Here is a 26,391-nt window from a genome sequence, read left to right as displayed (position 1 = left end):
TGAGCTATCGCCAGTGTATTCAAAAAAGGAGGTGAATTCCATACCTGGTTGTCGTAACGGGTATGTTACACATGTCGACTCCACAAAAACCAAGAGTCCTATTATTTTCCCATTTCTGTAATCCAGATCATATTACCGGGGCGGAAAAAATGCTGCTCTTTGTGACTTTGGAACTGGGACGTCATTATGCCTGTACATTGGTGGTACCGAAAGAAGGACTTTTAGCCGCAGAGGCTAGACGCCATGGCATTGAAACTGTCGTTCAATCGTTCCCTCTTTTATTTGACATGTATCATCCAACAGCCGCAATACCACAACTGTTTCAGGACCTGCTTGTCCATTCAGAAATGCCCGGTTTACTCGACCTTCTTCTCATCCACGAACCGGACCTTGTTATCACGAATACTTGCGTCAACCTTCTACCGGCAGCAGCTGCTAAGAAATTAGGGATTCCTGTCACATGGATTGTTGCGGAGACGATTCAAATGAATGAATTCACGCCTCTCAGTGCAAGGCTCATGGATCAATATGCGGACTGGATCGTGGGCATATCCGATACAACACTGCAGCCGCTTCAAGGACTTGTGCATGATCATAAAATGTTCGTACTTCCTCCTTCATGGCATACGGAGCATTATGACCCTGGCCAATGGCCGATTAAAAGACAAAGCAAACGTGCAGAAATCGGCATCCATGATGAACGTCCTGTCATAGGTTACATTTCTTCGGACATCTATGCGAATAAAGGGCTGGACCATTTCATTCAGATGGGGATATGCATTTGCGAAACGAATCCTAAGGCCCATTTTATGATTACAGGTAAACCTACTGATCCCGTTTATACGGATTCCTGCGTACAAATGATCTTGCTTTCCGGCTATTCATCTCAATTCTCCCTCCTCTCTTTTGAGCCTGATATTCAATCGGTTTACCCTGCAATGGATGTCGTTGTTGTCCCAAGTCTATTAAACGAGGGTTTTGGATTAACTGCACTTGAAGGTCATATCTTCGGTAAACCCGTTGTTGCTTATCGCTCTGGCGGATTGGTCGAAATATTAACTGCTACGGGAAATGAACTCTTTCTGGCACAAAAAGGAGATGTTCAGGATCTTACAAACAAGGTTCAGTATCTACTATCGGATCACCGAATACGTCAGGAAATTGGCAGTCGGAATTGTCAAACGATTCATCAATTATTTGGAATTGATGCTTACCGTTCCCGATTGGGACAATTTCTTTCTCTTCTTTCGCCTCACTTGGAAGCAAGATCGTTAGAGAAACAGCGTGCGCTTAAATTTCCCGATTATTTGCTGTTAAAAGGCGAATCCTCACATACTGTATTCGTCATTGAGCAAGGTATGAAGCGCCCGATTTCTACGGGTGAGGACTTCCATTTCTATAAATATGATTGGCACCGAGTTGGGATTGTAGGCGATCAACAGCTTGCGATGCTTCCGACAGGTATTCCGATTCGTGCTGAAGAGCCTTTTCTGAAGTATGCCCCTGCGATCTATGTAGCGAAAGGTCAGGGGCCAACGGTGTACCTCATGCAGCATGGTGTGAGGTATCCCTTTGTCTCAGAAGGAGCCCTTCGGGGCCATGGGTACAACCCATCACAAGTTGCCTTACTGCCAGAGAGCGTTATAGCGACTTATACGCTCGGTCTGCCTATTGTTGGCGGGGAGGAGAAGGGGCTAAGAAGCAAGCGTAAAACTAAGCTGATCATAAGGAAAAAGTTGAGAAGTCGAAAAAAGCTAAAACAAGGAACAAAGCTTAGAAAAGGTGCAAAAAGGTTTGCCAAGGGCGGAATTAACGTGCGCAAACGAAAAGCAGCTGCTCGGAAAGCGACCGCGAAGAAAAAGCCGACGAGGGTGCGCAGGCGAAAGAGCCTTCGTGCGAAAAGGGCAACTGCAAAACGGCAACTGGGGCATAAAGGCATCGTAAAAGTAGGAGGAAAAAGATGAAAATCGCGACTGTTTTGGGGACTCGCCCCGAAATTATCAGGCTGAGTCTCATTATTCAGAAGCTGGATGAGCTGGCGGAACAACATGTGCTCATTCACACAGGACAGAATTTCACCTCTACGCTTAGCGATGTGTTTTTCGAGGAGCTGGGGCTGCGCCAACCCGATTATATGCTGCAGAATCAGCAGCGTACGTTAGGAGGACAGCTCTCGGTCCTTTTCGCAGAGCTAGAACGCATATTTACACTTGAACGCCCGGATAAAGTACTTGTTCTGGGTGACACGAACAGTGCACTCAGCAGCATACTTGCTGAGCGAATGGGTATTCCCGTGATCCACATGGAAGCGGGTAACCGCTGTTTCGATCTCGCTGTACCTGAAGAGAAGAACCGAAAAGTGATCGATGCGATTTCTAGCATTAATATGCCTTACACCCGTTACAGCCGAGACAATCTGCTTAGGGAGGGCGTACCAAGTCATCGCATTATCGTCACAGGGAATCCCATTTATGAAGTGCTGACTCATTATGAAATACGCATTGAGCAAAGCGACATTCTGGAAAAGCTAGATCTGAAAGGTGAACCTTATTTTCTGGTTACAACGCATCGTGCTGAAAATGTGGATCATCCTGAACGACTCCAGCAAATTCTCAAAGGACTTAATCTGGTAGCTGAAACCTTTGGACATAAAGTCATTTGCAGCATTCATCCCCGAACCAAATCGCGACTCGAGAAGGATGGCAAGGTCACAATGCATCCACTCGTGCAATTTCATGAGCCATTTGGATTTTTCGACTTTGTGCACCTGGAGAAGCATGCTCTCTGTGTTTTAACAGACAGCGGCACCGTTCAAGAGGAATGCTGTATTTTCCATGTGCCAACGGTGACCATTCGAACGACGACAGAACGGCCAGAAACCGTAGATTGCGGAAGCAATGTAGTTTCTGGTCTCCGAGCTGAGCAAATATTGAACGCGGTTAAAGTTATGGTGAGATTCCCAACAGGATGGCATTGCCCGGATGGCTATTTGGATACAAATGTATCGCAGAAAGTCGTTCAATATTTATTAGGAGGTAAAGAGAATGTTTGCTAAAGCGACAATCTTAGTAACCGGTGGGACGGGGTCCTGGGGTTATGAACTCATAGAACAGCTGCTTCGGGAAAATCCCAAGAAGATTATTGTATTCTCCCGTAATGAATCGACACAGGTAGCGATGAAAAGAGCATTCAATGACCCTAGGCTAAGCTTCTGTATCGGGGATGTAAGAGATAAAGAGGCTCTGATGAAAGCCTGCGAACAAGTCGATTACTTGTTTCATTTGGCGGCACTCAAACATGTTCCCGTATGTGAGGATCAGCCATTCGAAGCATTGAAAACGAATGTGATTGGCACACAAAACGTCATCGAGGCAGCTATTGAGAACAAAGTGAAGAAAGTGATTAACATTTCGACCGATAAGGCTGCGAACCCATCCAACTTCTACGGAATTACGAAAGCGATCGGGGAGAAATTGATTGTGTATGGCAACCTGCTGAGCCCGCATACGAAATTCGTGAACGTTCGCGGAGGCAATGTGCTAGGAACGAACGGGAGTGTCATTCACTTGTTTATAAAGCAAATTCAGGAAAAGAATCAGGTTGGGATCACAGATAAAAATATGACTCGTTTTTTTATGACCAAGCAGGAAGCGATCAAGCTAATGCTTCGGGGAGCGGAAGTAGGGCGTGGGGGGGAAATATTCGTCATTACCATGCCTACATGTAAAATTATTGATTTAGCTGAAGTTCTTATACAAGAGCTCGGGAAACAGGATGTGGAAGTAGTTGAGCTCGGTGTGCGACCGGGGGAAAAAATCCATGAAATTTTACTTTCTGAGTTTGAAAGCCAATTTACTGTTACTTTTGACGATGAGCATTTGGTCATTCTGCCTACCATTGACATCCCCGGACTTAAAGAGACATATGCACATTACCTGAAAGTGCCGTACGAGAGCTTCAGCTCGGAAGGACCGCTGATGACAAAAGCGGAAATTAAAAAAATGCTCGTTAAAGGAGGTTTTCTGGGAGATGCGGAGCTACATAGTAGCGCCGGATTGAAGGGTTAGAGAATAAAAAAAGAGGCTGAATCCCCAAGCAGAGATCTGTTTGGGGGACAGCCTTTTATTGTTAACAGCAAATAATGCCATAGACTTCTAACGCGGGGAGTGGAAAAAAACTTGAAGTTTTGTCCTTCAACGAAAGGGCGTACACTCCGGCACACGGGTTATGTTGATCTGGGACTCTGGTGCTGTTGCCAACATAGAGCCAACTGTCCTTAAAGGCCAGACCACGGGGATATTGGCGTGCAGGCGGATGTTACAATTTCATTTCGTTTTTTTTTTATTTATGAGCAATTGTCGCGCATAATGATATAATTCAATATCCAGTGTGTTATTTTCTATTATTTTATGGATGGTTTTTTCTGCTATAGAAGTAATCGGTGGGCTGTTGCCGTTAACATTTCTCTTGATGTAATGAATATTTTTCCAACCTAACTCTTTGCTCATTAGTCTGATGGAATCGTCAAATAATTCCATAATGCCGAAAGAAAAGTGTGCGGAAAGATTTTTTTTAGCCGTCTCCAAGTCAGGAGTCCGTCCTCCACAGAGGTAACGAGTTTGCTGATTGACGTTTTCAATTGCCAGCTCTTCACTTTTTACAAATTCGTCAAGACTCATGTTTTTTACTTTCTCATACAATCTATTATTTTTTTCTCTAAGAATATAGTAATATAACGAAATTATGCGCTCTATCGGATTTCGAAACATCGTTATATAGATGGACGGTTTCGAAAGATAATGATGTACGCCAAAGTAAAAGTGACCTTTTAAGGAATCGGATTTTTCAATTTCATCCTTTAAGCGTATTACGTCCTTTTCGTTTTCCGATTCATCCCCTCTATAACAGCTTATATTCTTAGTGTATTGTTGATTAATCAGTTCTCCCAATGTACTGCCGGCAGTTTTGGGGATATGCATAAATATCAATAGTTTTTTGGTTTGAGTTGAATCACCACTCATTCAGAAGACCACCTCTTTTTAGAAATTTCCAATACCAAAACAAGAAAACAATCGTTTTTTCTATCAATGTATGCAGCAAAAATAGATCGGTATAGGCTAAAATGATCGTCACGGCGAAGAATTGATACTTTATCATTTTGCATCCGAGCAAGAACAACAAGAAGGATGGGCCGAATTCCTTGGCAAAACAGCAACAGCGGATATGGCAGCATTTAAAAATTACAACATCGATTCGGTTCACAGTTAAAGATTGTGTTACTTTTGGCCCTTTATCCTAAATGATCGGTGCAATCCCGTGTTAATCCTTCCCAAGCAGCTTATTGCATTGGAGTACGCTTCCCTGATGATCGAGAATCATAATACCAGAGCTATTTGTGGCCACGATTATACCTGATCTATATGCAGTCAGACCTCGGCAATCTTCATCCAACAGCTTAACGTATTCCCCGGTATAAGGTTAAGCCGAAATAGACCGCCGAGTTGATTACAACAGGTGACCAACAAATGATGTTTATAATCTAATCTCATTTCTCATCCAACCTCCTTCGCTTCGATATGAACGTATAATTTTTTATATGCTGCCGCCAAATAAATGCTTGGACAAATTTATTTTATGTTATAAAAAAAGGCGATTTTATATATTCTAGTCCAAACTCTTATTTTTGCTTTTCATATAATAATAAGCAGGCGGATCGATCCGAAGAGAGGGGAATTGATATGAAAATCCTCGTCACTTATTATATTGCCAGTGGTGGTGTTGAAACATTAAACCGAATGAAATATAAAGCTTTACAGAAATACGGCATCGATTGCCATTTCCTTTACCAATGGACAGGCGGCGGAATATCGAATGCGTATGATATTCCGGTACATGTATCTGAAGATTATGAATATATTCAGAATTTGTTGAGGAGAGAAAATTTTGACCTCGTGATTGTTTGCTCCAACTTTTATATGCTGAGGCTCATAAGGGAGTTTGGGTTTGCAGGGCCGGTAGTTTATGAAGTCCAAGGATTAGGTACTTGGGATGAAGCTAGGGAGATATTACATCAAGCGATACCCTTCATACATGCTCATTGTAATGCTGCGCTTTATCCGGTAACATCACACTTGGTCGCATTATTTAATTCCATATTCCCGGGGTTGAAGAGGTATTGCTTTCATAATGGGTTGGATACGGAGCAGTTTAAATACCGTACATTGCCCCGAAAAATGAATCCGCTGATCGGCTGGGTTGGCCGCATCGAGCCAAATAAAAATTGGCAATATTTTCTTCAGATTGCAAGGCATTTGCTGGAGGAAAATCCGCTAATCAACATTTGGATGATCGGAGAACAGAATTTAGGATCTGAAAAGGATAGACAAGTTTTCAACCAGCTGATGGTCAATTCTCCGTTTCAATCAAGGGTGACGTGGCACGCCAACGTGCCGTATCATGAGATGGACCACTATTATTCTATGATTGGGGATTCAGGAGGCTTTTTATGTTCGACCTCTATCTGTGAAGGGTTTGGATACGCTGTTGCTGAGGCGATGTGCTGCCGTTGCCCTGTAGTTGTAACAGATTCGGACGGGATCCGTAGTATGGTAATTCATAATGTAACAGGTAAGCTCATCGACCAGTATGAACTCAATCAGGCCGTGTCTGAAGCAAAAGAGGTGCTTTATAACAATGCCTTACGCGCTGATTTGATTCTGCAGGCGGAACAGCATGTCAAGTCCATATTTACACTCGATGCATATGGATGGAATTTAAACAAGATGATCAGGGAATTGGTAGGCAATTAGCCCTAGATCTATTCGATGCAGAGTGTACGAAAAGAGCCCGCTCCTTGAATGGAGCGGGCTTTATTATAATAAAGTGATATATCTGTGTCGGATTAAATATTCGACCACCTGCTCTGTACATTGCTCGACGGTTTCCTGGTCCGTTTCCAGAATCAGATCTGGATATTCCGGAGTTTCATAAGGATCCGTGATGCCGGTAAACTGTTTGATTTCACCGTTCAGCGCCTTGCGATACAACCCCTTAACATCCCTTCTGATGCATTCTTCGAGGGAGCAATGAACATAAACCTCGAGGAAGGAACCAATCTTTTTACGGCTTTCTTCCCGCATCCCGCGATAAGGGGATATAAAGGTCGCCAGTACAATAATATCATTTCGCGTCAGCACATGGGCTAAATAAGTCGCAGCTCTCACATTCATAGAGCGGTCCTCTTTAGAGAAACCAAGCCCTTGAAACACTTCTTCCCTAAGAATATCCCCGTCAAGTACTTCTACCTTTATATTGCATTGTCTTAGATTGGCTTCTACGGCCCGGCTAACCGTCGATTTTCCGGATCCGGATAAACCGGTAAACCATAGTGTAACACCTTTTTGCAAAATGTTTATCCCCTCCTCGTGTACCGAAGGTTGCAGTCGTAGAAATCTGGCTTTTAAACTTGCCCTCACTGGTGCTCCTTATCTCGTTTACGAGATTTCGTAACTGACACCTGAGTACGTAACCGGTCCGGTAACCTGTGCTTGATTGAGGGGGCTGCCGGATACTTCTTGGGCCAGAAGTCTATAGGCGTGGTACCCTGTCGGCACATTCGTGTCAATCATATGAAGCGTAGTAGTCCGGTTCTCGTTCACAGCCAGAGTACCCCCTCGGGCAGTGAAGATCACTGCCGTGTCCCGCATCATAGTAAACAAAATCTCTGGTGCACCCAACAGGGAGGCGAAAGAGACCGTCGCGTTTAATATGACCCGATTTGAAGCGGTTGTGGCCAGCCCAAACAAGGCTAGAGTGATACCACCCGTCGTAATTTCGCGGTTTAGTGTTTCGCTTCCGCTTGAGGGAATGCTTGAACCAATGTCCATAATGATGATAGCCATTTGAAAATTCCTCCTTCTATTAAAATAACGGGATTTTTTCATTTCCCATATTAATATCTTATGAGAGAATGATAGATTTGGTTTGGACCAATATACTGCAGAAAGCAATAAAGGCTTATGCTATCAGGGATACCGGTTACACATATTTCGTATCTCGTATTAATTGCCCGGCACGCTCATACGGCGTGTTTCATCTGAAGCGATTAATTGCTCGAATGAGAAAAAAACCGGGCTCGGTCTTTAAACATAAAATAACGAGTTCGAAAAGGCAGGCTGAGGGGATGCTCCGGCCATTTATTGGTCAAGAGAATCTTCCTTCAATTTTTTCTGGTGAAAGTGTAAACGGCTTGTTCAAACAGATTCAGGCATCGTGTCCAGGTCCACTTTGCTGCTTCCAGCTCGCCTTCCTTTGCCAAGCGATGGCGTAATCCCGGATTTTCGATTAATCGGCTAAGGTGTTCCCCCATCAGATCTTGATAGTGATAGGAGATTAAACAATTGCTTAGATGATTGCAATAATCCTCATTACCGCCTGAATTGACCGCGACAAGAGCAGCGCCGCACTTCATAGCCTCCAGACCAGGTAAATTAGCTGCTTCGTATAAGGAGGAGGTTACGAATATATCCGCTTGATTGAAATGATATCTAAGCTCGTAATCATTAGCGGGGGTGTAGAATATGAACCCCGTCACTGCCCTTAATCGGTTCAGCTCTGGGGATCGAGCCATTTCACCAGGGGGGGAGATAAGAGAAACTTCCACGTTCGGGTAACGCTTGGTAATCTCTTGAAGCTGGGAAATTAGATGCTCTTGATTGCGGTGAAAGGCGAAGCCCTCCGGCTCTCGAAGAATTGCTGCGATTCGGAGTTTGTGGTTATTTTCACGGATATGCAGATTTGTGAAGAAAGGATCGACACCTACAGGGACAATGGTACTTTGTATGCCATGCAGCAATTGAATTAAGCGGTGCTGCCACGAGGATAGAACGATCAGACAATCCGTTAAATGATAGGTAGGGAAAGAAATATGATTATCTGGAAGAAAGGCCGGTTCGTAACAGAGGCTTAGCCGGATGTGCTTGCCTTTCCCCAGCTTGCTGGCCGCTTGAGCCGAGGGTACAGTTAAATAATAATTGGATACAATAACATCCGAGTAGGGATAGTCACTTTCACGTAAAACGGTGTTGGTTGGTATGCAGAACCTGAGCCTCTATCTCGTACTCCACGATACTGCCGGATGGCATCAACAGACAAACTTGATGGCCCCTGCGGGTTAATCCGTTCGCCAGTTCGACCAGCATCCGCTGGGCCCCGCCGTGACATAACGTTAATACGGGAATTGTAAATTTCATCCTTATTCACCCCCGATGATTTGATCGATAAGCTTGGACAAACGAAGCTGATATTTGCCTCGGGTGATTTCAATTTCTTTAGCAATCTTGTCACCATATTTACGTGTACCCATTTCGGAGTGATAGCGGTACATCGTTAATGATTCGTCTAAATAATACAAATCGTGTCTTGCAAGCATGATGCGAAGCCACAGATCATAATCATGCGTAAAAGGAAGAGCTTCGTCAAAAAGTCCCACATCGTTGAAAATTTGCTTATGCATCATGACTGTGCATCCGTTGATGGTATTTCCCTTTAAAAAGTCACGGTAAAACTCGATTACTGTACGATAGCGGGGTCCTACAACGCGTGCTATGACTTCATTAGTCTCATTGATGAGACAATAGTTACTAAAACTGAACAACGCGCCATGCTTTTGCATAAATGAAACTTGTTTTTCGACTTTCTCCGGGGCATATAAATCATCAGAACTGAGCCAAGTGATATAATTTCCGGAAGCCTTTTTAATACCTAAGTTTAACGCGCTGGCTGTACCCCCGTTTTTTTTTTGAATATATGTGATTTCCCCTAAAAAAGGCCGAAGCTCTTTGAAATACCTGTTGTCAGAGCCGTCATCCACAACAAGAACCTCTTTGTTCGGATATGATTGCTTAAGAGCGCTGCGTACGGCTTGCCCAACATAATTACAATTGTAAAAGGGAATTACGATGGTCACTTTTGCAAGCACAAGTGCATACACCTCCTTAATAGATTTAACTTATATTATTCTATGCGTGGGTACCCTGTTGGACTCGGTAGATGTACCCCGACTATTCGTCTAATTCTAGGGTTTATATGATTTAGAGCCGGGAGCATTCCAGTTCGTCTGGGCTGATAGCAAGGGATATGCCAACTATACGGAACCTCCTTTTTGGCTGCAGCTCTCGGTAGTATTTTTGTATTTCCTTCCGTTTTATGTATCGATGAGAAAAATGGAAACCGAACTACAACCTCGTCCAAGTACGGTTATCGATCAGATCTTTCTGGGAAAAAGAATGGATCCAGCCGGATGTTAGCAGCCTATCGGCTTCGCCAGCATCCGTTGGACCTCTCCTTCTTGCAGGCAAAGGACTTTGAAGTCACTCAAAGGCATAATAATTCATAGATCTTTCCAAGCAATCAAGGCATCGATGGGCGGATGATCCACCCCGTAAGATTTAACGAAAGATAGATTGGTCCGATCGTGCAGCCCCTTCAAAATAAGCACTTGATAGCCGAGCTCCTCCAGCTCTTCCGCTTCCCACCCGCTGCGATGTTCCTGGTGGGTTTCCCCTTGCATGTTGTAGTAATCGTACCCGGCCTGCTTAAAGTAACCTCGGGGTGTAAAGACAATGACCCGTTTTACGGCAATTTCCTCAGCCATGGCTAAGAGCTTCAAACCGTTCTGCTTGGAGAAATGCTCAAGCGAATCATTGAACAGCGCCATCGAGAATGATTTGGGCATCAGAAAAGCGTTCAATTGCGTTGCGTCCGCCCAAATCGGAATCAAGTGCGGTGAGCGGTTGACCCGGTTGGCTAGATAAGGTCTATGAGCATCAACACCGACAATAACCGGGCATTCGAAGCCTTCGACGTGGGAAAATAACCCACAGCCCACATCAAGCAGGCTGTAAGCCTGCCCGTTGACGAGCTGATACAGGATATTCATAACATCTTTACGGTCAGATTCTTGTATCATTCGATTTATTCTCCGCCTTTCATAGCTTAAACACCAAGCTCAGATAAGTAAGACAGCATGGCCGGCGTATGTGCATTTTGTACCATACGGATTTCGTTATCGATCGCAGGTCGATACTTAACCGTTCCCATCTGGGAATGCCAGCGGTATTTAATGAGCGCTTGATCCAGGAAGACGACATCGTGCCTGGCCAAAATAATCCGTAACCACAAGTCGTAATCGTGCGTGTATGTCAGACCTTCGTTAAATAGTCCCATCTGCAGATACAAATTACGGCTCGCTATAACCGTACATCCGTTGATAGGATTCGTAGTAAGCATCGCTCTGTAAAATGCCTGAACCGTCGGAAACCGTCCGGCTATGCCGGATTGTGTAATCCGGTTATGTTCATCAATCATATCAAAGGCCGTAAAGCTTATTTTCGCTTTGGCTGCCAGCATGTATTGCATTTGCATCATCAATTTATGCGGATAGAACAAATCATCCGAGCTTAGCCATGCGATATATTCCCCTGATGCCATGCGAATGCCGTGGTTCAGTGCGCTGGCTGTCCCGCCATTGGCTTTGCCCAAGTAATGGACATTTCGACCATGACCTGTGAAAGGGGTTATCTTCTCTGCGTATCGGGTCGAGCCATCGTCGACCACAATGATCTCCACATTCGGATAAGTTTGTGCTAGTGCGCTGGTAATGGCTTGATCGACATAGGAGTCGTTATAAAACGGAATGACGATCGAGACTTTAGGCATCATAGGGTCCCACTCCTCTATTTAAATTCAACTATTACGCCGAAAGTAATTCAAGATGTCCTCGACCGATTGTTCGAACGGGATGGATGGATACCAGCCTAGCGTCTGCATTGGTGCCGTATTGACGGATGACTGCTTTTCTGGTGGCGGTGGATCGATGATCAGCCCGTCATCCATTTCCTGGACCAAGGACACCGGATTTTGTACGTCAGCACCGATAAGCCAGCGGACAGGAGCCGCTACCCGCGACTCGAAGCAGGCGGCCGTCTCACCTAGCGAGCGCAGCCGTCCGGAGCCGATCGGGTAGACATGGCCTGGCTCTCCGAGGTGAAGGATATGCTCGTAGGCGTGCACCGCATCGCGCACATCTATGAAATCGCGCGCTTCGGTAAGGGAAGAGAGCCGAAACGGTGCGGGAGCTAGTTCCAGAGAATCGGTTCCCGCGTCGGCTGCGGATACCTCCAAATGAGCTAAGTGCGCGCCGATGAGACCGCAGAGGCCGTTCGACCGCCCTGGGCCGATCAAGTTAGAAGGCTGGGCAATCATGACAGGTAGTCGGAAAAGATGACCCCAAGCACGGGCGACCAGCGTCTGTACGGTTTTGCTCAGGCTGTAGGGATGCAAGGGCTGTGGCTGATCATCCTCTTGGAAGCGGGGGCCCAGCATCGAGCCTGCCACCAGCACTCGGCAGCTATGCAGGCTGAGTTCACGCAAGCTGTCGATGAGGTACAGGGTCGACATGACATTGCCGCTCATGTACGCGAGCGGCTCCGCCCACGAGTCTGCCACCGCGTTAAGGCCGGCCAGGTGCAGCAGTAGCTGTGGACGTTCCGTCATAAGAAGCCGTTGCACTTCAGCTTGTTGCGCGAGATTACAGACAACCTCGCGCACCAAGTCCTGCTCGAGAGAGCCGGGCCGCCGTACCACTGCAACTACCTCGTAGCCAAGGCGAGCGAAGTGCGTGCATGCGTGGCGGCCGGTAAATCCGCTCGCACCGGTTATTAAGATCCGACCCTTTGTCATGGTACTGCACACATCCAATCGCGCAGCTCTCCGAGCATAGCCTCGTAACCCGGCGCTTGGTAACCGAGATCGTTGCGCGTGCATATCAGCGTACGGTCTAACACAATTGCATCGTCAGGCTCAATCACGACATCTTTCTTCCCGAAAACTTGCTGAAACAGCTGCAGCAGCTCGCACTTGCTCACCGTCTCAGCGGCTGTCAAATGCACAAGACCGTGCAGTTCCGGGCCCCGTTCTATTGCATGATGAATAAATTTAACAAGTTCCAAGGTCGTTACACCGTTCCATGGTACCTTAGTAAAGCCTTTGACCGCTCCTTGCTGACGGAAAAACCAATGCATAAGACCAATGCCATCCTTGCGGATTTCCGGCCCTATAATAGAGGTCCGCACCGTGATGTGCGGATATGCCTTCACTTCCCCGAGCGCCTTTGTCTTGGCATATACGGAAGTCCCATCCGGTATGTGGTGTTCCTCGTAGTTTCCCCGATTCCCGGAATAGACGCAGTCCGAACTGATATGCACAAGCCGGCCTCCGTACGCTTCGACGGTCTTGGCAAGCTCATGCGGAAGCTTACCGTTGATCTGGTAGGCTTCTAATGCATGCTCTCTGGCAAAATCATTAAGAATGCCCACGCAGTTCACGATTACATCAGGTTTTACAAGTCGAATTGTCTCTTTCACCGCAGGAACGTCCAACGTATCCAAATAAAGCTGTGTAGCACGGCCTGCCTTTACAACTTCACATACCGAGGCCGATGTCGAACGAACCGTATAGAATACCTCATAATCTGTACGTTTGGTTAAATACTGCAGAAGCATATGCCCGGCCATTCCGTTTCCACCGATAACGAGTATTCTCATGTCAAAAAACCGCCTTTTTCCAAAAGATCCCGAATTTGCTGTTTGTTCATCAAATCCTCGGCGGATGTGTATTCATCTGCGGCCACCCGCGGGAATCCAGCATACTTCTCCTTCAGTCCAGGAATATCCAGCGTCGGCAGGATAATTAAGTACTCTTCATTGAAAACAACCGTGTTTTGAGCTTCGTACTCTGAGTAGAGAATCTCATGAATTTTCTCTCCAGGCCGTACCCCCAGCTCTACCACCTCTACCTCGGTTTTACCCATGGATTCCATCAGAACCTCAGCCAAATCTAGGATACGGCAGGTTGGCATTTTCATCACGAACGTTTCTCCGCCGCTTCCCTCGGCTGTCGCTCTCAGCAGCATGGCGATCGCTTCTTGAAGCGTAAGGAAAAATCGAGTCATATCTTTATGCGTTAGACCGATTTGGCCTTTTTCCCGAATTTGCTGCTTGAACAAGTGGATTACACTACCGTTCGTACCTAGAACATTCCCCCCGCGTACGCACACGAATCTGGTCGGAGTCTTAAGCAAATTCGCATAAATGATCAGCTTCTCGCCGATCGATTTGGTCATCCCGTAGAAGTTTGAAGGATTGGCTGCTTTGTCTGTAGAAATGTTGATGACTTTTTTAACGCCATTTTCAATGGCGGCTTCAATGACATTTTGCGTACCTAGCACGTTGGTTTTCAGCGCCTCGTAAGGCTGGTCCTCACAGACTGGAACGTGCTTAAGCGCCGCCAGATGGAACAAATAATCGACGCCTCGGCAAGCCCGGCTTAACGCTTCCTTATCACGCACTTCTCCAATGCAAAAGCTGAGCCGCTGATCCTCGAAAGCCCGTTTCATAGCGACTTGTGCAGACTCGTTCCGTGAATATATGATGATTTTCTTCGGGTCATGCTTCAGAAGCTGCGTGACCAACTCATGCCCCCAAGACCCCGTGCCTCCCGTCACTAAAATCGTGCTATTTTTATACATAGTCATTTACCTCCCAGTACATATTTAATGACTTTGATCGACATATCCTTACCCAAATCCCTTGAGGGTATTGCCGAGTAAGGCTCGGCATATGCAACATGAAACTTCAAGCATCGGCAAGGGCTGCGCCTCTGACCGATAACAACGTTGCTGCAATCGATCGACTTCGGTCTTTTCGTGCTGTTTCGGAGTATAGTAGAAACGTGAAAAATACAGCATTTCTCCTTTCCAGTTCCGTTGTCGGTTGAGCGCGCAAAGCGTGCTTCTCCAACTGAACAAAGTCGAAAGAGCCGAAAGGTTCATGGAATTCCAATGATGATACTATGCCGAAGCTTTCATTTGGGCGGTACGGGATTTCATACGGGGATGAATGCTGTAGATGATGCGGCGGTTGAGATACCCCGCTACCATAATCAAGTCCATTTCATATTTCCATGAGGTATTGAGGATGTGGGAATAATATTTCTACACACTTGTTATTTTTTGTTTACTATATACAGGGAAAATAGCATGCTCTTCGGATGACACATCGCTTGCCCGCCTGCTAACGGACAGGGAGGGGTGCTAACCTCCGTTTTAATTCAATGTCATAGGTCACTATAATATATTAGTGGGGCAATCGTATCGGCACGACATTTACCCCTGTTCATTCGTACAAATTATAAACTGGATTCAAGGTTGAACAAATGGGCTTACTTCATCTTCTATTTATTCTACTTGGGACTAGTCAGGGATAGGCTGTACAAATGCCTGTTTTCTACTAGTACGGCTTCTGCCCTGTCCCCTTTCTGTTGCAATCATAGAATATATAAAGCAGGCATTCCGCCATGGACAGGAGTTGAGGACGAATTGAGTAACCAGCGTATTCAGCGGAAACGGAAGCAGCTAATCTCCTCCGTCACCTTGCATCAGCATCAGCCAAAAGTATCGGTCATCATTCCGGTTTGCAACGAAGCTCGTACCTTGGCCAAAGTCATTCGGGAAGCTTTCCGCGTGCATCCACAAACAGAAGTTATAGTGGTTGATAATGGTTCAACGGATGGTAGTAAGCGTGTAGCGACGCAATTAGGGGCAAGGGTTATCTCGTTTAGTCAACGGCTAGGACATGATGTTGGGAGAAGCATTGGTGCGATGGAAGCTAAAGGGGATATTCTATTATTTCTTGATGCCGATTTTGTTGTATCTGCCAAGGAAACGATCCCACTGATCCGAGCTGTGCAGCAAGGCGTGGATGTAGCATTAAATAAATATAACGGAATCGTAACAAAAGCGAATGTTCATAGGGTCGTTCTAGCCAAACACGCACTTAACGCGATACTAGGCCGACCAGACTTACAAGGCGCCTCCATGACGACGATCCCACACGCAATTAGTCGCAAAGCGCTCGACATCATTGGAGCTGAGAATTTAGCTGTTCCACCTCTGGCTCAGGCAATAGCTGTACAACGCGGACTTCATATAAAGGCAGCGCAGCTTATCCAAGTCGGGCTCAGAAATCGCATCCGAAGTAGGGTTAAAGATGTAGATCCTGTAGGTGATCTAATTATCGGCGATCATTTGGAAGCCATTGGGTGGCTGATCCAAGCCTCTGATGAAAGAGCGAGTATGCATGACCAATTGCGTATTAGAGAAATGATGAGGTGATCACATGAAGCTAAGCATCAAGAAACCAAACCCTCAACCCTTGTCACTGGTAGTGAAAAAAGAACGAACCCAGCTTAAGAAATCCGTGCTCCGTTCCCCCGCTAAACACACTCCTTCCCTAACAAGAACCCAATTATACTGGAGAAATTGGGGATCGCGGGCGGGTAAACAAGATGCACGCGAACACGATATTACGAAGGAGGCTTACCAAAAGAAAGCACTCAATAACCTTTGGGTGCACAGGGCTAATTCTCAATTGCTCGCTACCAACGAACTAAGCTATGAAGCAGCGTCAAAAGGGTATGTGCATGGCTACTGTAAAGCTGCTAAATTGCATGTACCCAATTGGGTACTCATGCCAACAGCCCGTTCCGTTGGCGTTATTGTGAGTGTGATGAATGAAGAGCACACCATCGTGAAGGTGATAGAGCAGCTGAATCGATTACCATTAGATGAGATCATTATTATTGTGAATGGCTCGAGTGATCGCACCTTAGAGAAAGTAAGAGCGCACTCGCATGCTCTCATCGTTCACTTCCCCGATCCATTGGGCCATGATGTCGGGAGATCGATAGGTGCCAAACTGTCGCATTCGGATATTTTGCTCTTTTTGGATGGAGATTTTGTCGTGCAGGCCGAGAAACTTATTCCTTTTATCTATGATGTTGAACGTGGCTCAGATCTTGCTCTAAACAACATAACACCATATTTACCTACATTTTCACTCTGGGATTCCGTAACCGTGATGAAGCGGTTTCTTAACATAACGTTGAATAGACCAGAATTGAATGCGAACTCGCTCACGGCAGTTCCTCATGCTCTATCAAGGAATGCGCTGAAGCAGATCGGATGTTCCGAGTTAATGGTTCCACCCAAAGCACAGGTAAACGCGATTCTGATTGGATTACGAATTACTGCGCCAACAAGTGTTAACGTCATATCTATGAACAAAATCCGAAGTCACAATAAAGGGGAAAACAACCCGGTTGCCCGTTTGATTATTGGCGATCATGTAGAGGCGCTGCAGCTTGCGATGAAGTTGAAAGGTGAGCGAATCGTGTTTCCTGATATCATTAGAAAAAGGGGATTTCTGGAGAGGTGAAGGGGCATGCAGGTAACCAGTATCGTGATTCCAACTTTCAATGGCCTTACCTTGCTAAAAGAGTGTGTAGCATCAATTCGCAGCCATACTTCTGTTCCATTTGAAATTATCGTAGTTGATAATGGATCACAGGATGGAACCCTGGAGTACTGCTATAGAGAGCGATTGAAGCTGGTTTCAATTCCAACGAATCGCGGCTTCCCCGCTGCTTGTAATTATGGCCTTCAAATTGCGACTGGAAATACCTTGATGCTGCTCAATAACGATACCATCGTGACTCCGAATTGGTTGGATAACCTGCTGAGCTGTTTATACAGCAGTGAGGACATAGGTATGGTAGGTCCTGTGACGAATTATGCGAGCGGTAAACAGCAGATTCAGGAACCATTTACGAACATAGCCGACATGGCAGCGAAATATAACAATGTGGATACTTCTTTATGGCAGGAAACAGAACGCTTGGTCGGGATTTGCTTACTTTTCAAAAGGGAATTGTTAGATAAAGTCGGCTTTATGGACGAAAGATTCTCCCCGGGGCACTTCGAAGACGATGATTTATGCTATCGGGCTCGGCTTGCAGGATATCGATTGCTTATAACAGGGGATTGCTTCATCTTCCATCATGGCAGTTCAAGCTTTAGCAAAAAGGGTCAAGAGGCTGTGCAAGGGCTGCTGCAGCAAAATCGCCAGAAGTTTATTGATAAATGGGGCGTTGACCCGCACAGCTTCATATAAGGCCGGGCGTGAAGCTTCTGGAGTCACCGTTCTCTGCATTGCTGCATAACTTAGAGTGAAAAAGTGGAGTTGGAGGCGAAAGAGATTGGAACAGCGAGTGACAAAGATTATTTCTCACATTGCAGCATCGCATCGTGAGATGTCTAGAATCTTGGAGACGCATCGAAGTGTTTCGACACAAATGGCCACCATTGCCAACGATATACCTGACTCGCATCCTAATTTCGATGGCATAGGCATGCTGCAGGAGCAAGCATTACAACTAACTAAGAATATAACGGCTTATTTAAATAGCTTAGCTAATTTGGAAGAGGCAATCGCGCAGCAAACGGAAATTGTCATGAAAGAAATGAAAGACCCTGAAGATGAAGAATAGAGGGATACGCCTTGAATAGAAATGATCTGTATTTGAAAATGTTGGATGCTACAGCAAAGCTGCAGCAAGAAATAGCTTTGATGTTGGAAGCTAGAGTTGTAGAAGCAGAGAAATCGCGCAACTGGATTTGCCATCATATTAACTCAACGAATTTAGAGGGGCATGAACATCAGATGAAACAATCCGGAGAGATTCATGAGTATGTGATTGAGCTCATCGATGGCTTGACGAAGATGGAGAACTCCTTAAACCGACATATGCAGGCTCTTCTTAGACAAAATGAATCGGGAGCAGGAGCGGGGGGAGACGGTTCGAACGGAATGGGTAACTTATTTTCGTTTGGTGAGGATGAGAAATAATGAAAGCATCGAATCGTGAGAGAATTGAATTGCATATGTTAACCTCGCTGGCTAGAAGCCAGCGAGCCTTATGCCGAATCATAGAGACGATCGCGGATCAAGTAGCGGTCTCCGAGCAGCTTGCTGTCCATATGGCTGAGAATCTCAAGACGATAAGTGAATACCAGCGTTCGATGATTCAGAAAATAACGAGACAAAGTCCACGTCAACGCCGGTTAGGAACACCCGGCAAGCCGTGGATCAGCAAGAATGTCGCTCGCGGATCATCCCCAACGCATGATTAAACCCGCGTGAGTAAGACCTCCGCCAAAACCAAAAAGCAGCAGCGTATCACCGACCTTTACCTTACCCGCTTTTATGCCCAAATCCAGAGCAAGAGGAATGGAAGCCGCGGATGTATTGCCGTAGTATTCCAGGCTGTACAGCGCTTTTTCGAATGGGATACCGCTCTTTTCACAGATAGACTCAATAATCCGAAGGTTAGCGCTATGAGGAATGAACCAATCAATTGCCGTATGTGGTAAACGGCTTTTTGTGAGCAGCTTATCGATTCCTTGCGGAACAGTCGTTACGGCATATTTGTACACCTCGCGGCCGTTCTGGACGAGCTTGCCTTCACCCGTTAATGGCGTTCCGTTCAATTCTGAGGCAAGTCCGGTTCGGTATACGTGCTTGCCGCCTGTACCGTCCGATCCAAGATGGTGAGCAAGGAAAGCAGGATTTTCTTCCTCTCTTTCAACCATCACGGCTCCGGCACCATCACCAAAAAGAATGCAGGTGGAACGGTCCGTGTAGTCTGTGATTTTGGATACGGAATCCCCGCCGACGACGAGAACCTTACGGTGTACCCCCGCAGCGACAAGGCTGCTTGCTGTATGCAGGGCATAAGCGAACCCGGAGCAGGTGGCATTGAGGTCATAGGCGCCAGATTCAGGGATGTCGAAATGGGCTTGAATCTGGCAAGCGACTGGAGTGGAAGGCAGATCCGGTGTATGGGTAGCGACAATGATTAAATCAACATCGCTCAGTGATGTCTGATATCTAGTGAGCATATTTTGTACGGCTGCTATACATAAATGACTTGTGAACTCATTCGCGGCTGCAATTCTACGTTCCCGAATCCCTGTGCGTTGAACGATCCATTCATCATTCGTATCTACCATACCTTGGAGATCCGCGTTGCTTAGTATGCGATCCGGCACGTAGCTGCCGATTGCTGTGACTCTAGCTTGCAAAGGGGAAGCGGTTGACATCAATGATTCACTCCTTATTAGTATCTGATGTTAGTACTAGGTACTAAATATAAGTATACTTTATCGGATACTCAGGGTAAAGTCAATGATGAGCGGGATAAAAAAACGCAGCAGGAGATAACTCTTCATAATATAGGACATTTACCAGATCATTTCAGAAAACCGAACTGACGCGATATCTCTTTCGCTGTCTTTACGACTTTATTGGTATACGAGACGATTTGGTTCTCATCTATACGATGCGTCGGAGCAATTAAAGTAAGTGCGGATATGACCTGACCGGCCGAGTCCCGAATGGGAGATGAGATGGAGACCATATTTTCGATGAATTCCCCGATACAGATGCAATAATCTTGTTTACGTATATGTTTAAGCTGCTCTTTCAACTCGGTCGGGTCGGTAATGGTCCTGGGTGTATATTTGATAAGGGGGCTGTTCACTATTTTGTTCTGTTCAAGCTCATTTTGAAAGGCCAACAGCATTTTACCGGAACTCGTACAATGGACGGGATTTCTTCCTCCTACGTAGGAGCCGACATCTTCCTTTTTTGTACCCTCTACTTGATGGATGTATGCGATTTCGTTTTCTTCTAAAACGGCTACACGGAGTGCTTCAGAAGTTTCGCGGGCGAGACGTTGTATAATAGGGCTTGCCGCTTCCGATAAGTCCCAATAGGATGTGACCGTAACGTGGTAAAGCGAAACGATTCGCTGACCGAGCCTGTATTTATGAGTGATTGGATCTTGGAAGACAAACCCTTCGTATTTGCGGATTTGTATTCGGCACGAGTTGATGTAAGCCCCTCTCCGATTATTGTTTTCAAATTACTGTTCCATCAAACCGATTCCCGATTCGGATGCCGCGGGCCAATTAGACCCGCGAGTGTACCGTGTCAGCAGCAACAGGCGGGGGCTATGGCATCGGCTAAGAGGCCGAATCTCGATCCTTCCGATATACCGAATTTCGTTAAAACGATGAGGGCCATGATGGGATGGAAGAACGAGGAAATCACTCAGACTGAAATTGCGAACGCTTACAAGAACATTGAGGGAACGAACGGCCCGATTCCGCTGCGAATTAATACGCCTTCTTAAATCGGAATCCATCGTCATATAGGCTCTTTTCAGGTTCCGGATGAATGAATTCCTATTCTCGCTTAGCCCATCTACCTCACGAAAGCTGAATGACTCTAAAATTGAATTTTGGAGTGATGCCTAAGCCGTTTATTTTGACATATATGCATTTATAAGTTTTGGGGTGACCGAGAGGTTACCCCTTTTTAATGCGCGAAAGGCATAACCACGCGGGTTTGCCGGGCTTTGAGTTGGTTCTCCCATTACCTTGAAACGGCATCCAAAGCATATTTCATTATTATGGATAATAGTCGTGAATTTGGTCATTCTAATGCTATCGTCCACTGTGCGACGAATGATGCTGATGACGGGGAGTGAACGTAAACGCATGTTACAGGGTAAAAAAAAGCATGTCTGGATTATTCTAATCTGTATCGCATTGTTCTGCTCATCCACAACCACCGCTTTTGCCTATGGTAAAGGGGCTAAGGGACCTGATGTCTATGCGGTGCAAGGGATGCTGAAGTCCCTTGGCTACTATAGCGGACCTATTACAGGCTACTATGGTAATCAAACACAATCTGGTGTTAAAGCGTTTCAAAGCAGATATGGTCTTCCTGTGACCGGGAATGTAGATGATCAAACGCTGCAATCCATCCTGTGGGCTTACGGTAATTTAAAAATTGCCAAGAAGCAGACACCAATACCAACACCAACTACACCTAAGCCTACACCTAAACCGCAAGTCCCACCGACTACGGAATTAACGGTGGAGGAGCAGCAAATGCTGGAGTTGGTTAATAAGGAGCGTGCTGCAGTAGGACTTTCCCCACTGGCTGTTGACCTACAGCTTACCAAAACGGCTCGACTAAAAAGCCAAGATATGGTCGATAACAACTACTTCTCCCATGATTCACCGACGTATGGCTCACCATTCGATATGATGGAGAAATTCGGCATTACGTATAATGCGGCGGGGGAGAATATTGCCTGCAATCAAAGCGTGCAAGCCGCTCATGAGGCACTGATGAATTCTCCGGGCCACAAAGCGAATATATTAAGCAAAGATTACACCCATATTGGGATTGGCATCGTGAACGGCGGTCCTTGCGGTAAAATGTTTACCCAGCAGTTTATCGGGAAATAAGAAGAGAATCAATACAAGCCTCTGCCTGAACGAAGGGTGAGAGGCTTTTTTCATGTACATCCAGAGTCCCATATGGATTGGTTATTTCTCAGGCTGTTATTGGTGGAAAGATAGAGAAAATGCGTAGCACTTATTGTTTTATTTTGAATACAGTATAGTAGATTTATGCTGTATTAATTACCTCTCCATTACAGCCTATAAGGAGGCATATTGATGTTAAATATATTAGTTTTAGACTATGATTTCTCACACTCCTATTATAAGAATTCGGTATATCTATGGAATGAATTAAAAAAACTAACCAATTGTGTGCTCTTAACTCCTACACAGTATAATCCGACCATAAAGCTAGATGATATAGTAGATATGTGTCCATTCAAGCCGGATTTTATTATAATAAACGAGTTCGTTAATGATCATCATCAATGGAGCATGAAAGGTCTAGAAAAAGTAAATATTCCTATTGGCTATTTGCCACACGATGTAGATTCGTATGTAGATATTAGGAGGAAATACTTGCATCAAAACAAAATAAGCTTGATATTCCCATTATATAAAAATAGTTTTCTAAGACTCTATCCTGAATTTACGGATAAACTACGCTGGCTCCCACACCATGTAAATACAGAAATATTTAAGGATTATAATTTGGTTAAAGATACAGATGCGTTATTAATTGGTCGTGTTAATCAGCCTTATTATTCTTTACGCAAAAAAATATTACAAAAAATGAATGGTCATCCTGGCTTCGTCTACTTTGTTCATCCATATGACCAAAATTCTTCCAAAGTTTCATGGATAGAAGGTGAAGAATACTCCAGATTAATTAATCAATCAAAAATATTTTTTAATTGTTGCTCCTTGCTCAAATATCCACTTTTAAAATATTTTGAAACATTAGGTAGTCGAACTTTACTTCTAGCAGACACATGCTCAGATTTAACGGAACTAGGTTTTAATCCTGGTGAGCACTTCGTCGAGATTAACGAACACAATTTTTATGAGAAGTTTATATACTATGTAAACAATGAAATAGAGCGTAATCGAATAGCAACAAACGGTTATCATTTTATAAGAAGCAATCATACTACTGCGATAAGAGCACAACAACTTGTCTCTTACATTAATGCATTTCTAGGGCGTATTGGTTAACGAGTATGATACTTGGAATCATTGTATCGTCCCCATCAAGACTGATATTAACGAAAGAGTATTTGAAAACATTCATTACACAAAAGAAAATGTAAATACCAAAAAATCAAAAAAAGAAACTATATCGAAGGAAACCATTAAACAAATAGTAAAAGCGAATGATCTAGATACACAACTATATGAATGGGCAAAAGAAAATTTCGAAAATCGCTTAAAGACTTTAGATAGAAAATCGAAAATGGAACTAGAAACCTGGACGAAATCAGTTTGATTCAAGGGCTTCTGTACTTGAGTCATTTTTTTGATGGAACTTAAATAAGCAAGGTACCTAGAGACAACTAGGATATTAAGAAAATTTCGACTGACGAATTACAATGGTTAATGACGAAACCCCTTAGCGGTTGGTTAAGGGGTTTAAACAATTTTGAATTTATATTGAAACATCATTATTTAAGTCTTTTCGGTTACATCACAGCTACACTTGTTTTCGGCTTATTCTTTACTTGGTTAGGTATTTTAAGTACACGAACGTTTTTGTCATTCATTAATAATGAGAAGGATGAAACGTGGGTTAAACGAATAATTACTAGAAAACGCCCCTATCATAATTGACAATGATAATCATTATCGAATATGAGGACTATGAGACTATGCATCGACGAGCTGTCTGATTCACAATTTCAGCCTGCTTGCCTGGGAGCATGGGATTGGCATGGTGTGGGACACCTATCCACTGCTGCATATGGAAGCGTTCCGCGAAGCTTTCGGCGTAAAGCCTGGGGAGAAAATTATTGGCAGTTTGCATGTCGGCTACCCTGGAAAAATTCCGCCTGGACAAAAACGCATACCGGCCAGCGAACGTTTGACGGTTATAAAATGAGTACATAAAAAAAAGAGCCCCCAAGGGCTCTTTTATATTAGGTGGCAGATACCGGCTTAATCGCTTCTGTCCACTCCGTATATTTCTGCAGAGCAGCGCCTCGTTCAATGGCGTGCCGGGCTAAATAAATACCTTCCTCTATGGACCCAGCTTTCTGAGAAACCCACAATCGTACGGCACTGTTGAGTAGTACCATATTCAAGTAAGGAAGTTCGGCTTCTCCGCGAAGAACGGCTAATGCAGTTTCTCCTTGCAGCTGAGCGGTCCATTCAATCTCCGGCACCTCGACCATTAATTCGTAAATCTCAGGATCAACAATGAATAATTCACTGGCGCCTTCTTTAATTAGGTATGTCCGTGTGCGCTTGTTTACGGAAAGGTCTTCGGAGCCTTCCATGCCCTGCACAACAATGCCGCGAGAGACGCCCAATTCCATTAATAAATTGGTGATTTTCTCGAACACAGTACCGTGAAACACACCGACAGCCATGAAGGGTGCTTCCGTAAAGCGCAGCAGTTTCTCTGCTGTGTTGAACACGGTCCGCAGACCTAGTTCCTTGCGAAGTTCGCGCAGCTCGCCGAGCGGTACACACCAGCTCTCCGTTGGTGCGAACAGGAAGCCTGTTCGCGCTGCAGCTGATACGAGCGCTTCACGTGACGCGTCAAGCGCGGGTACATCAAGTGCCGCTAGCACATCAGACAGCGTGATGCCCCATTTGGGCGGCATGCTCGGACTGCCGTGCAGCGTAGTGGGAAGTCCGCAGGCCGCGAGAACGAAAGCGGTCGGTAAAGTCGCGATGAACGAGCGGGTGCGTCCATCATAAGGTCCGGCGCAATCCATGCTGCCGGGTATTGGATAGGTATGGATACGCTGGCGCAAGGCATCGATGAAGGCCTTTATCTCTTCGGGGGATTCCATTTTGATGCGTTCTGCAACGAGAAAAGCACCCATTTGAGCTTGTGTAGCCGCTCCGGTTAGTATGAGCTCCGCTGCTTGGGAAGCCTCTTCATAAGTAAGATCTCTGGCTCCGCGCTTTCCGCGGCCTACTTCTTTTAATAAGGATATCATCGTTTGCGGCCTCCTTGGTTCTGATCCTTTAGTATTTGATACACCTTGACGATGGAGGTAGCGACGTCTACCATACGTTTACGTTCATTCATGGCTTGTTTACGCAAGAAATCGTAAGCCTCTGCTTCAGAGATACCCTTGATTTCACATAAGATCCGCTTAGCCTGATCGACCCATTTGCGCTCTTCAAGTTTAGAGTGAAGCTGTTCGCGCTCTTGCTGCCATTCGGTTCGTTGGAAATAATGATTCACACCAAGGAGCAGCGCACAGTGAATTTCTAGAGGACTCATCGCAGAACCGATTAAACCATCAATACCCGCGTCCATTTTACATTCATTAGAAGGAAAAGTGCGAGCATCACACCACCAGAATAGGGGAAGGCTGCGATGAGCAAGCACACGCGAGCGCCATGGCTCTACTTGATCAGGGCCTACTGATAATAATACCGCATCGACTTTGGGAATCATAAATGAAATTTCTTTTACATTAGATGCTACATATATACGAAATCCCAAATCCTTCAGTATCTCTTCAGGCAAGGATTCCTTTTCATTATCCGTAACATTCAGTGCGGTAGTCGACGACGAGGAGGAGGTAGCTGAGCGAGTTTGTTTAAACTCGTCGATCAGTATAAATGATTGTAACATTTGAATACCTCCTATCGTGGGTAGCTTTTTTCCAATGGCAACTTCATGTAAGGTTTTCTTGGTAAAATGATTTATTATACGGCATTACTATAGCATATGTATCTAAAATTTGTCGATATATTATAGAAATCTCACATGAAATTTTTTTGTGTTATGTTTATTGACATCTATCAATTGTGGTACTATAATCAAGTTAGAAATCGGCACAATGATGTGCCACTAACGAAGGCAATGGCGCCTATCCCCTTACAAATACGTAATCGGATAGGCTATTTATGTTCTATTTACTGAAAATCATCTAACATGCTGTTCACGATGATGTGACAGCAGTGGCAAAGAGGCCGATAAGCATCCCACACATGTTGGG

At 45.1% G+C, this 26,391-nt stretch carries 28 protein-coding genes and 1 pseudogene; 14 read left to right on the top strand and 15 right to left on the bottom strand.

What is annotated here, in order from left to right; all coding sequences use genetic code 11:
- Window positions 1-149 precede the first annotated feature (149 nt).
- The 3 genes from QFZ77_RS33340 to QFZ77_RS33330 are packed head-to-tail and all read left to right on the top strand — an operon-like array spanning window position 150 to window position 4,067.
- A complete protein-coding gene (locus QFZ77_RS33340) occupies window positions 150-1,964 on the top strand; it encodes a glycosyltransferase family 4 protein (protein WP_307446923.1) in 1,815 nt (604 codons plus the stop codon).
- Window positions 1,961-3,055: a non-hydrolyzing UDP-N-acetylglucosamine 2-epimerase gene (gene wecB / locus QFZ77_RS33335; RefSeq protein ID WP_307446920.1), complete on the top strand. Its 1,095-nt coding sequence runs from the start codon at window positions 1,961-1,963 to the stop codon at window positions 3,053-3,055. The genes QFZ77_RS33340 and wecB overlap by 4 nt, the downstream gene beginning before the upstream one ends.
- Window positions 3,045-4,067: an SDR family NAD(P)-dependent oxidoreductase gene (locus tag QFZ77_RS33330; protein ID WP_307446917.1), complete on the top strand. Its 1,023-nt coding sequence runs from the start codon at window positions 3,045-3,047 to the stop codon at window positions 4,065-4,067. Before wecB ends, QFZ77_RS33330 begins: the two co-directional genes overlap by 11 nt.
- Before the next feature lie 258 nt (window positions 4,068-4,325).
- Here QFZ77_RS33330 and QFZ77_RS33325 read toward each other — a convergent pair whose 3' ends face one another.
- On the bottom strand, window positions 4,326-5,021 hold the full coding sequence (locus QFZ77_RS33325; RefSeq protein WP_307446915.1) for a sulfotransferase family 2 domain-containing protein: 696 nt from the start codon (window positions 5,019-5,021) through the stop codon (window positions 4,326-4,328).
- 405 nt (window positions 5,022-5,426) lie between these two features.
- Entirely contained in the window at window positions 5,427-5,549 is a 123-nt protein-coding gene (locus tag QFZ77_RS33320; protein ID WP_307446912.1) for a hypothetical protein, read from the bottom strand.
- Window positions 5,550-5,738: 189 nt separating this feature from the next.
- Here QFZ77_RS33320 and QFZ77_RS33315 point away from each other — a divergent pair, with 189 nt between their 5' ends.
- Window positions 5,739-6,809, top strand: a complete 1,071-nt coding sequence (locus tag QFZ77_RS33315; RefSeq protein WP_307446909.1) for a glycosyltransferase family 4 protein — start codon at window positions 5,739-5,741, stop codon at window positions 6,807-6,809.
- A 63-nt stretch (window positions 6,810-6,872) separates the two neighbouring features.
- Here QFZ77_RS33315 and cysC read toward each other — a convergent pair whose 3' ends face one another.
- The 9 genes from cysC to QFZ77_RS33270 form a co-directional block, all read right to left on the bottom strand.
- Window positions 6,873-7,406, bottom strand: a complete 534-nt coding sequence (cysC, locus tag QFZ77_RS33310; protein ID WP_307446906.1) for an adenylyl-sulfate kinase — start codon at window positions 7,404-7,406, stop codon at window positions 6,873-6,875.
- Window positions 7,407-7,493: 87 nt separating this feature from the next.
- Entirely contained in the window at window positions 7,494-7,901 is a 408-nt protein-coding gene (locus tag QFZ77_RS33305; protein ID WP_307446903.1) for a hypothetical protein, read from the bottom strand.
- 317 nt (window positions 7,902-8,218) lie between these two features.
- The gene (locus tag QFZ77_RS33300) at window positions 8,219-8,854 is read right to left on the bottom strand and encodes a glycosyltransferase family 4 protein (RefSeq protein ID WP_307446900.1); all 636 of its coding nucleotides are present in this window, start codon (window positions 8,852-8,854) and stop codon (window positions 8,219-8,221) included.
- A gap of 399 nt (window positions 8,855-9,253) precedes the next feature.
- Entirely contained in the window at window positions 9,254-9,979 is a 726-nt protein-coding gene (locus tag QFZ77_RS33295) for a glycosyltransferase (RefSeq protein WP_307446896.1), read from the bottom strand.
- A 411-nt stretch (window positions 9,980-10,390) separates the two neighbouring features.
- Window positions 10,391-10,969: a hypothetical protein gene (locus QFZ77_RS33290; RefSeq protein ID WP_307446894.1), complete on the bottom strand. Its 579-nt coding sequence runs from the start codon at window positions 10,967-10,969 to the stop codon at window positions 10,391-10,393.
- 26 nt (window positions 10,970-10,995) lie between these two features.
- Window positions 10,996-11,721 carry a glycosyltransferase gene (locus QFZ77_RS33285; RefSeq protein WP_307446891.1) on the bottom strand — a complete coding sequence of 242 codons (726 nt, stop codon included), beginning with the start codon at window positions 11,719-11,721 and terminating at the stop codon, window positions 10,996-10,998.
- A 24-nt stretch (window positions 11,722-11,745) separates the two neighbouring features.
- On the bottom strand, window positions 11,746-12,741 hold the full coding sequence (locus QFZ77_RS33280) for an NAD-dependent epimerase/dehydratase family protein (protein ID WP_307446889.1): 996 nt from the start codon (window positions 12,739-12,741) through the stop codon (window positions 11,746-11,748).
- A complete protein-coding gene (locus tag QFZ77_RS33275) occupies window positions 12,738-13,604 on the bottom strand; it encodes a dTDP-4-dehydrorhamnose reductase family protein (protein WP_307446887.1) in 867 nt (288 codons plus the stop codon). Before QFZ77_RS33275 ends, QFZ77_RS33280 begins: the two co-directional genes overlap by 4 nt.
- Window positions 13,601-14,587, bottom strand: a complete 987-nt coding sequence (locus QFZ77_RS33270) for a polysaccharide biosynthesis protein (RefSeq protein WP_307446883.1) — start codon at window positions 14,585-14,587, stop codon at window positions 13,601-13,603. Before QFZ77_RS33270 ends, QFZ77_RS33275 begins: the two co-directional genes overlap by 4 nt.
- Window positions 14,588-15,436: 849 nt before the next feature.
- Between QFZ77_RS33270 and QFZ77_RS33265 the strand changes: the two genes are divergently transcribed.
- The 6 genes from QFZ77_RS33265 (at window position 15,437) to QFZ77_RS33240 (ending at window position 19,087) form a co-directional block, all read left to right on the top strand.
- The gene (locus QFZ77_RS33265; RefSeq protein ID WP_307446880.1) at window positions 15,437-16,231 is read left to right on the top strand and encodes a glycosyltransferase family 2 protein; all 795 of its coding nucleotides are present in this window, start codon (window positions 15,437-15,439) and stop codon (window positions 16,229-16,231) included.
- 4 nt (window positions 16,232-16,235) lie between these two features.
- Window positions 16,236-17,333 carry a glycosyltransferase family 2 protein gene (locus QFZ77_RS33260; protein ID WP_307446877.1) on the top strand — a complete coding sequence of 366 codons (1,098 nt, stop codon included), beginning with the start codon at window positions 16,236-16,238 and terminating at the stop codon, window positions 17,331-17,333.
- 6 nt (window positions 17,334-17,339) lie between these two features.
- Window positions 17,340-18,068: a glycosyltransferase family 2 protein gene (locus QFZ77_RS33255; protein WP_307446873.1), complete on the top strand. Its 729-nt coding sequence runs from the start codon at window positions 17,340-17,342 to the stop codon at window positions 18,066-18,068.
- An 85-nt stretch (window positions 18,069-18,153) separates the two neighbouring features.
- The gene (locus QFZ77_RS33250; RefSeq protein WP_307446869.1) at window positions 18,154-18,444 is read left to right on the top strand and encodes a nucleoside-diphosphate sugar epimerase; all 291 of its coding nucleotides are present in this window, start codon (window positions 18,154-18,156) and stop codon (window positions 18,442-18,444) included.
- 11 nt (window positions 18,445-18,455) lie between these two features.
- On the top strand, window positions 18,456-18,803 hold the full coding sequence (locus QFZ77_RS33245; protein ID WP_307446866.1) for an alpha-helical endospore appendage domain-containing protein: 348 nt from the start codon (window positions 18,456-18,458) through the stop codon (window positions 18,801-18,803).
- Window positions 18,803-19,087 carry a hypothetical protein gene (locus QFZ77_RS33240; protein ID WP_307446862.1) on the top strand — a complete coding sequence of 95 codons (285 nt, stop codon included), beginning with the start codon at window positions 18,803-18,805 and terminating at the stop codon, window positions 19,085-19,087. Before QFZ77_RS33245 ends, QFZ77_RS33240 begins: the two co-directional genes overlap by 1 nt.
- Here QFZ77_RS33240 and QFZ77_RS33235 read toward each other — a convergent pair.
- Together QFZ77_RS33235 and QFZ77_RS33230 are read right to left on the bottom strand one after the other, a co-directional pair.
- On the bottom strand, window positions 19,067-20,056 hold the full coding sequence (locus tag QFZ77_RS33235; protein WP_307446859.1) for a ketoacyl-ACP synthase III: 990 nt from the start codon (window positions 20,054-20,056) through the stop codon (window positions 19,067-19,069). The two genes, QFZ77_RS33240 and QFZ77_RS33235, sit on opposite strands and share 21 nt — an antisense overlap.
- A gap of 149 nt (window positions 20,057-20,205) precedes the next feature.
- Window positions 20,206-20,763 carry an IclR family transcriptional regulator gene (locus tag QFZ77_RS33230; protein WP_483874779.1) on the bottom strand — a complete coding sequence of 186 codons (558 nt, stop codon included), beginning with the start codon at window positions 20,761-20,763 and terminating at the stop codon, window positions 20,206-20,208.
- On the opposite strand from QFZ77_RS33230, the gene QFZ77_RS33225 reads away from it, so the two are divergent.
- The 4 genes and pseudogenes from QFZ77_RS33225 to QFZ77_RS33210 form a co-directional block, all read left to right on the top strand.
- Complete coding sequence (locus QFZ77_RS33225) at window positions 20,746-21,150, top strand: hypothetical protein (protein WP_307446856.1); 405 nt, start codon at window positions 20,746-20,748, stop codon at window positions 21,148-21,150. The two genes, QFZ77_RS33230 and QFZ77_RS33225, sit on opposite strands and share 18 nt — an antisense overlap.
- Window positions 21,151-21,517: 367 nt before the next feature.
- On the top strand, window positions 21,518-22,276 hold the full coding sequence (locus tag QFZ77_RS33220) for a peptidoglycan-binding protein (protein ID WP_307446853.1): 759 nt from the start codon (window positions 21,518-21,520) through the stop codon (window positions 22,274-22,276).
- Window positions 22,277-22,489: 213 nt separating this feature from the next.
- Entirely contained in the window at window positions 22,490-23,428 is a 939-nt protein-coding gene (locus tag QFZ77_RS33215) for a glycosyltransferase family protein (RefSeq protein ID WP_307446850.1), read from the top strand.
- Window positions 23,429-24,089: 661 nt separating this feature from the next.
- Window positions 24,090-24,308: pseudogene (locus QFZ77_RS33210) on the top strand (nitroreductase family protein); the annotation flags it as partial.
- A gap of 37 nt (window positions 24,309-24,345) precedes the next feature.
- Here the strand turns inward: QFZ77_RS33210 and QFZ77_RS33205 are convergent.
- On the bottom strand, window positions 24,346-25,377 hold the full coding sequence (locus QFZ77_RS33205) for an anthranilate phosphoribosyltransferase (RefSeq protein WP_307446847.1): 1,032 nt from the start codon (window positions 25,375-25,377) through the stop codon (window positions 24,346-24,348).
- Window positions 25,374-26,024, bottom strand: coding sequence for an ANTAR domain-containing response regulator (locus QFZ77_RS33200; protein WP_307446844.1), 651 nt, complete (start codon window positions 26,022-26,024; stop codon window positions 25,374-25,376). The genes QFZ77_RS33205 and QFZ77_RS33200 overlap by 4 nt, the downstream gene beginning before the upstream one ends.
- Window positions 26,025-26,391 lie beyond the last annotated feature (367 nt).

Origin of the sequence: Paenibacillus sp. V4I3, assembly GCF_030817215.1 — a bacterium.
Taxonomy (GTDB): domain Bacteria; phylum Bacillota; class Bacilli; order Paenibacillales; family NBRC-103111; genus Paenibacillus_E.
The sequence above is the reverse complement of the archived record's forward strand: the minus strand, read 5'-3'. Positions and strand labels throughout refer to the sequence as shown.

What these genes read in the sequence shown, in the direction of transcription:
- QFZ77_RS33340 (WP_307446923.1), top strand. Translation starts at nt 150, where the DNA reads ATGCTGCTCTTTGTGACTTTGGAACTGGGACGTCATTATGCCTGTACA.
- wecB (WP_307446920.1), top strand. Translation starts at nt 1,961, where the DNA reads ATGAAAATCGCGACTGTTTTGGGGACTCGCCCCGAAATTATCAGGCTG.
- QFZ77_RS33330 (WP_307446917.1), top strand. Translation starts at nt 3,045, where the DNA reads ATGTTTGCTAAAGCGACAATCTTAGTAACCGGTGGGACGGGGTCCTGG.
- QFZ77_RS33325 (WP_307446915.1), bottom strand. Translation starts at nt 5,021, where the DNA reads ATGAGTGGTGATTCAACTCAAACCAAAAAACTATTGATATTTATGCAT.
- QFZ77_RS33320 (WP_307446912.1), bottom strand. Translation starts at nt 5,549, where the DNA reads ATGAGATTAGATTATAAACATCATTTGTTGGTCACCTGTTGTAATCAA.
- QFZ77_RS33315 (WP_307446909.1), top strand. Translation starts at nt 5,739, where the DNA reads ATGAAAATCCTCGTCACTTATTATATTGCCAGTGGTGGTGTTGAAACA.
- QFZ77_RS33305 (WP_307446903.1), bottom strand. Translation starts at nt 7,901, where the DNA reads ATGGCTATCATCATTATGGACATTGGTTCAAGCATTCCCTCAAGCGGA.
- QFZ77_RS33290 (WP_307446894.1), bottom strand. Translation starts at nt 10,969, where the DNA reads ATGATACAAGAATCTGACCGTAAAGATGTTATGAATATCCTGTATCAG.
- QFZ77_RS33285 (WP_307446891.1), bottom strand. Translation starts at nt 11,721, where the DNA reads ATGATGCCTAAAGTCTCGATCGTCATTCCGTTTTATAACGACTCCTAT.
- QFZ77_RS33280 (WP_307446889.1), bottom strand. Translation starts at nt 12,741, where the DNA reads ATGACAAAGGGTCGGATCTTAATAACCGGTGCGAGCGGATTTACCGGC.
- QFZ77_RS33275 (WP_307446887.1), bottom strand. Translation starts at nt 13,604, where the DNA reads ATGAGAATACTCGTTATCGGTGGAAACGGAATGGCCGGGCATATGCTT.
- QFZ77_RS33270 (WP_307446883.1), bottom strand. Translation starts at nt 14,587, where the DNA reads ATGTATAAAAATAGCACGATTTTAGTGACGGGAGGCACGGGGTCTTGG.
- QFZ77_RS33260 (WP_307446877.1), top strand. Translation starts at nt 16,236, where the DNA reads ATGAAGCTAAGCATCAAGAAACCAAACCCTCAACCCTTGTCACTGGTA.
- QFZ77_RS33255 (WP_307446873.1), top strand. Translation starts at nt 17,340, where the DNA reads ATGCAGGTAACCAGTATCGTGATTCCAACTTTCAATGGCCTTACCTTG.
- QFZ77_RS33240 (WP_307446862.1), top strand. Translation starts at nt 18,803, where the DNA reads ATGAAAGCATCGAATCGTGAGAGAATTGAATTGCATATGTTAACCTCG.
- QFZ77_RS33235 (WP_307446859.1), bottom strand. Translation starts at nt 20,056, where the DNA reads ATGTCAACCGCTTCCCCTTTGCAAGCTAGAGTCACAGCAATCGGCAGC.
- QFZ77_RS33220 (WP_307446853.1), top strand. Translation starts at nt 21,518, where the DNA reads ATGTTACAGGGTAAAAAAAAGCATGTCTGGATTATTCTAATCTGTATC.
- QFZ77_RS33215 (WP_307446850.1), top strand. Translation starts at nt 22,490, where the DNA reads ATGTTAAATATATTAGTTTTAGACTATGATTTCTCACACTCCTATTAT.
- QFZ77_RS33205 (WP_307446847.1), bottom strand. Translation starts at nt 25,377, where the DNA reads ATGATATCCTTATTAAAAGAAGTAGGCCGCGGAAAGCGCGGAGCCAGA.
- QFZ77_RS33200 (WP_307446844.1), bottom strand. Translation starts at nt 26,024, where the DNA reads ATGTTACAATCATTTATACTGATCGACGAGTTTAAACAAACTCGCTCA.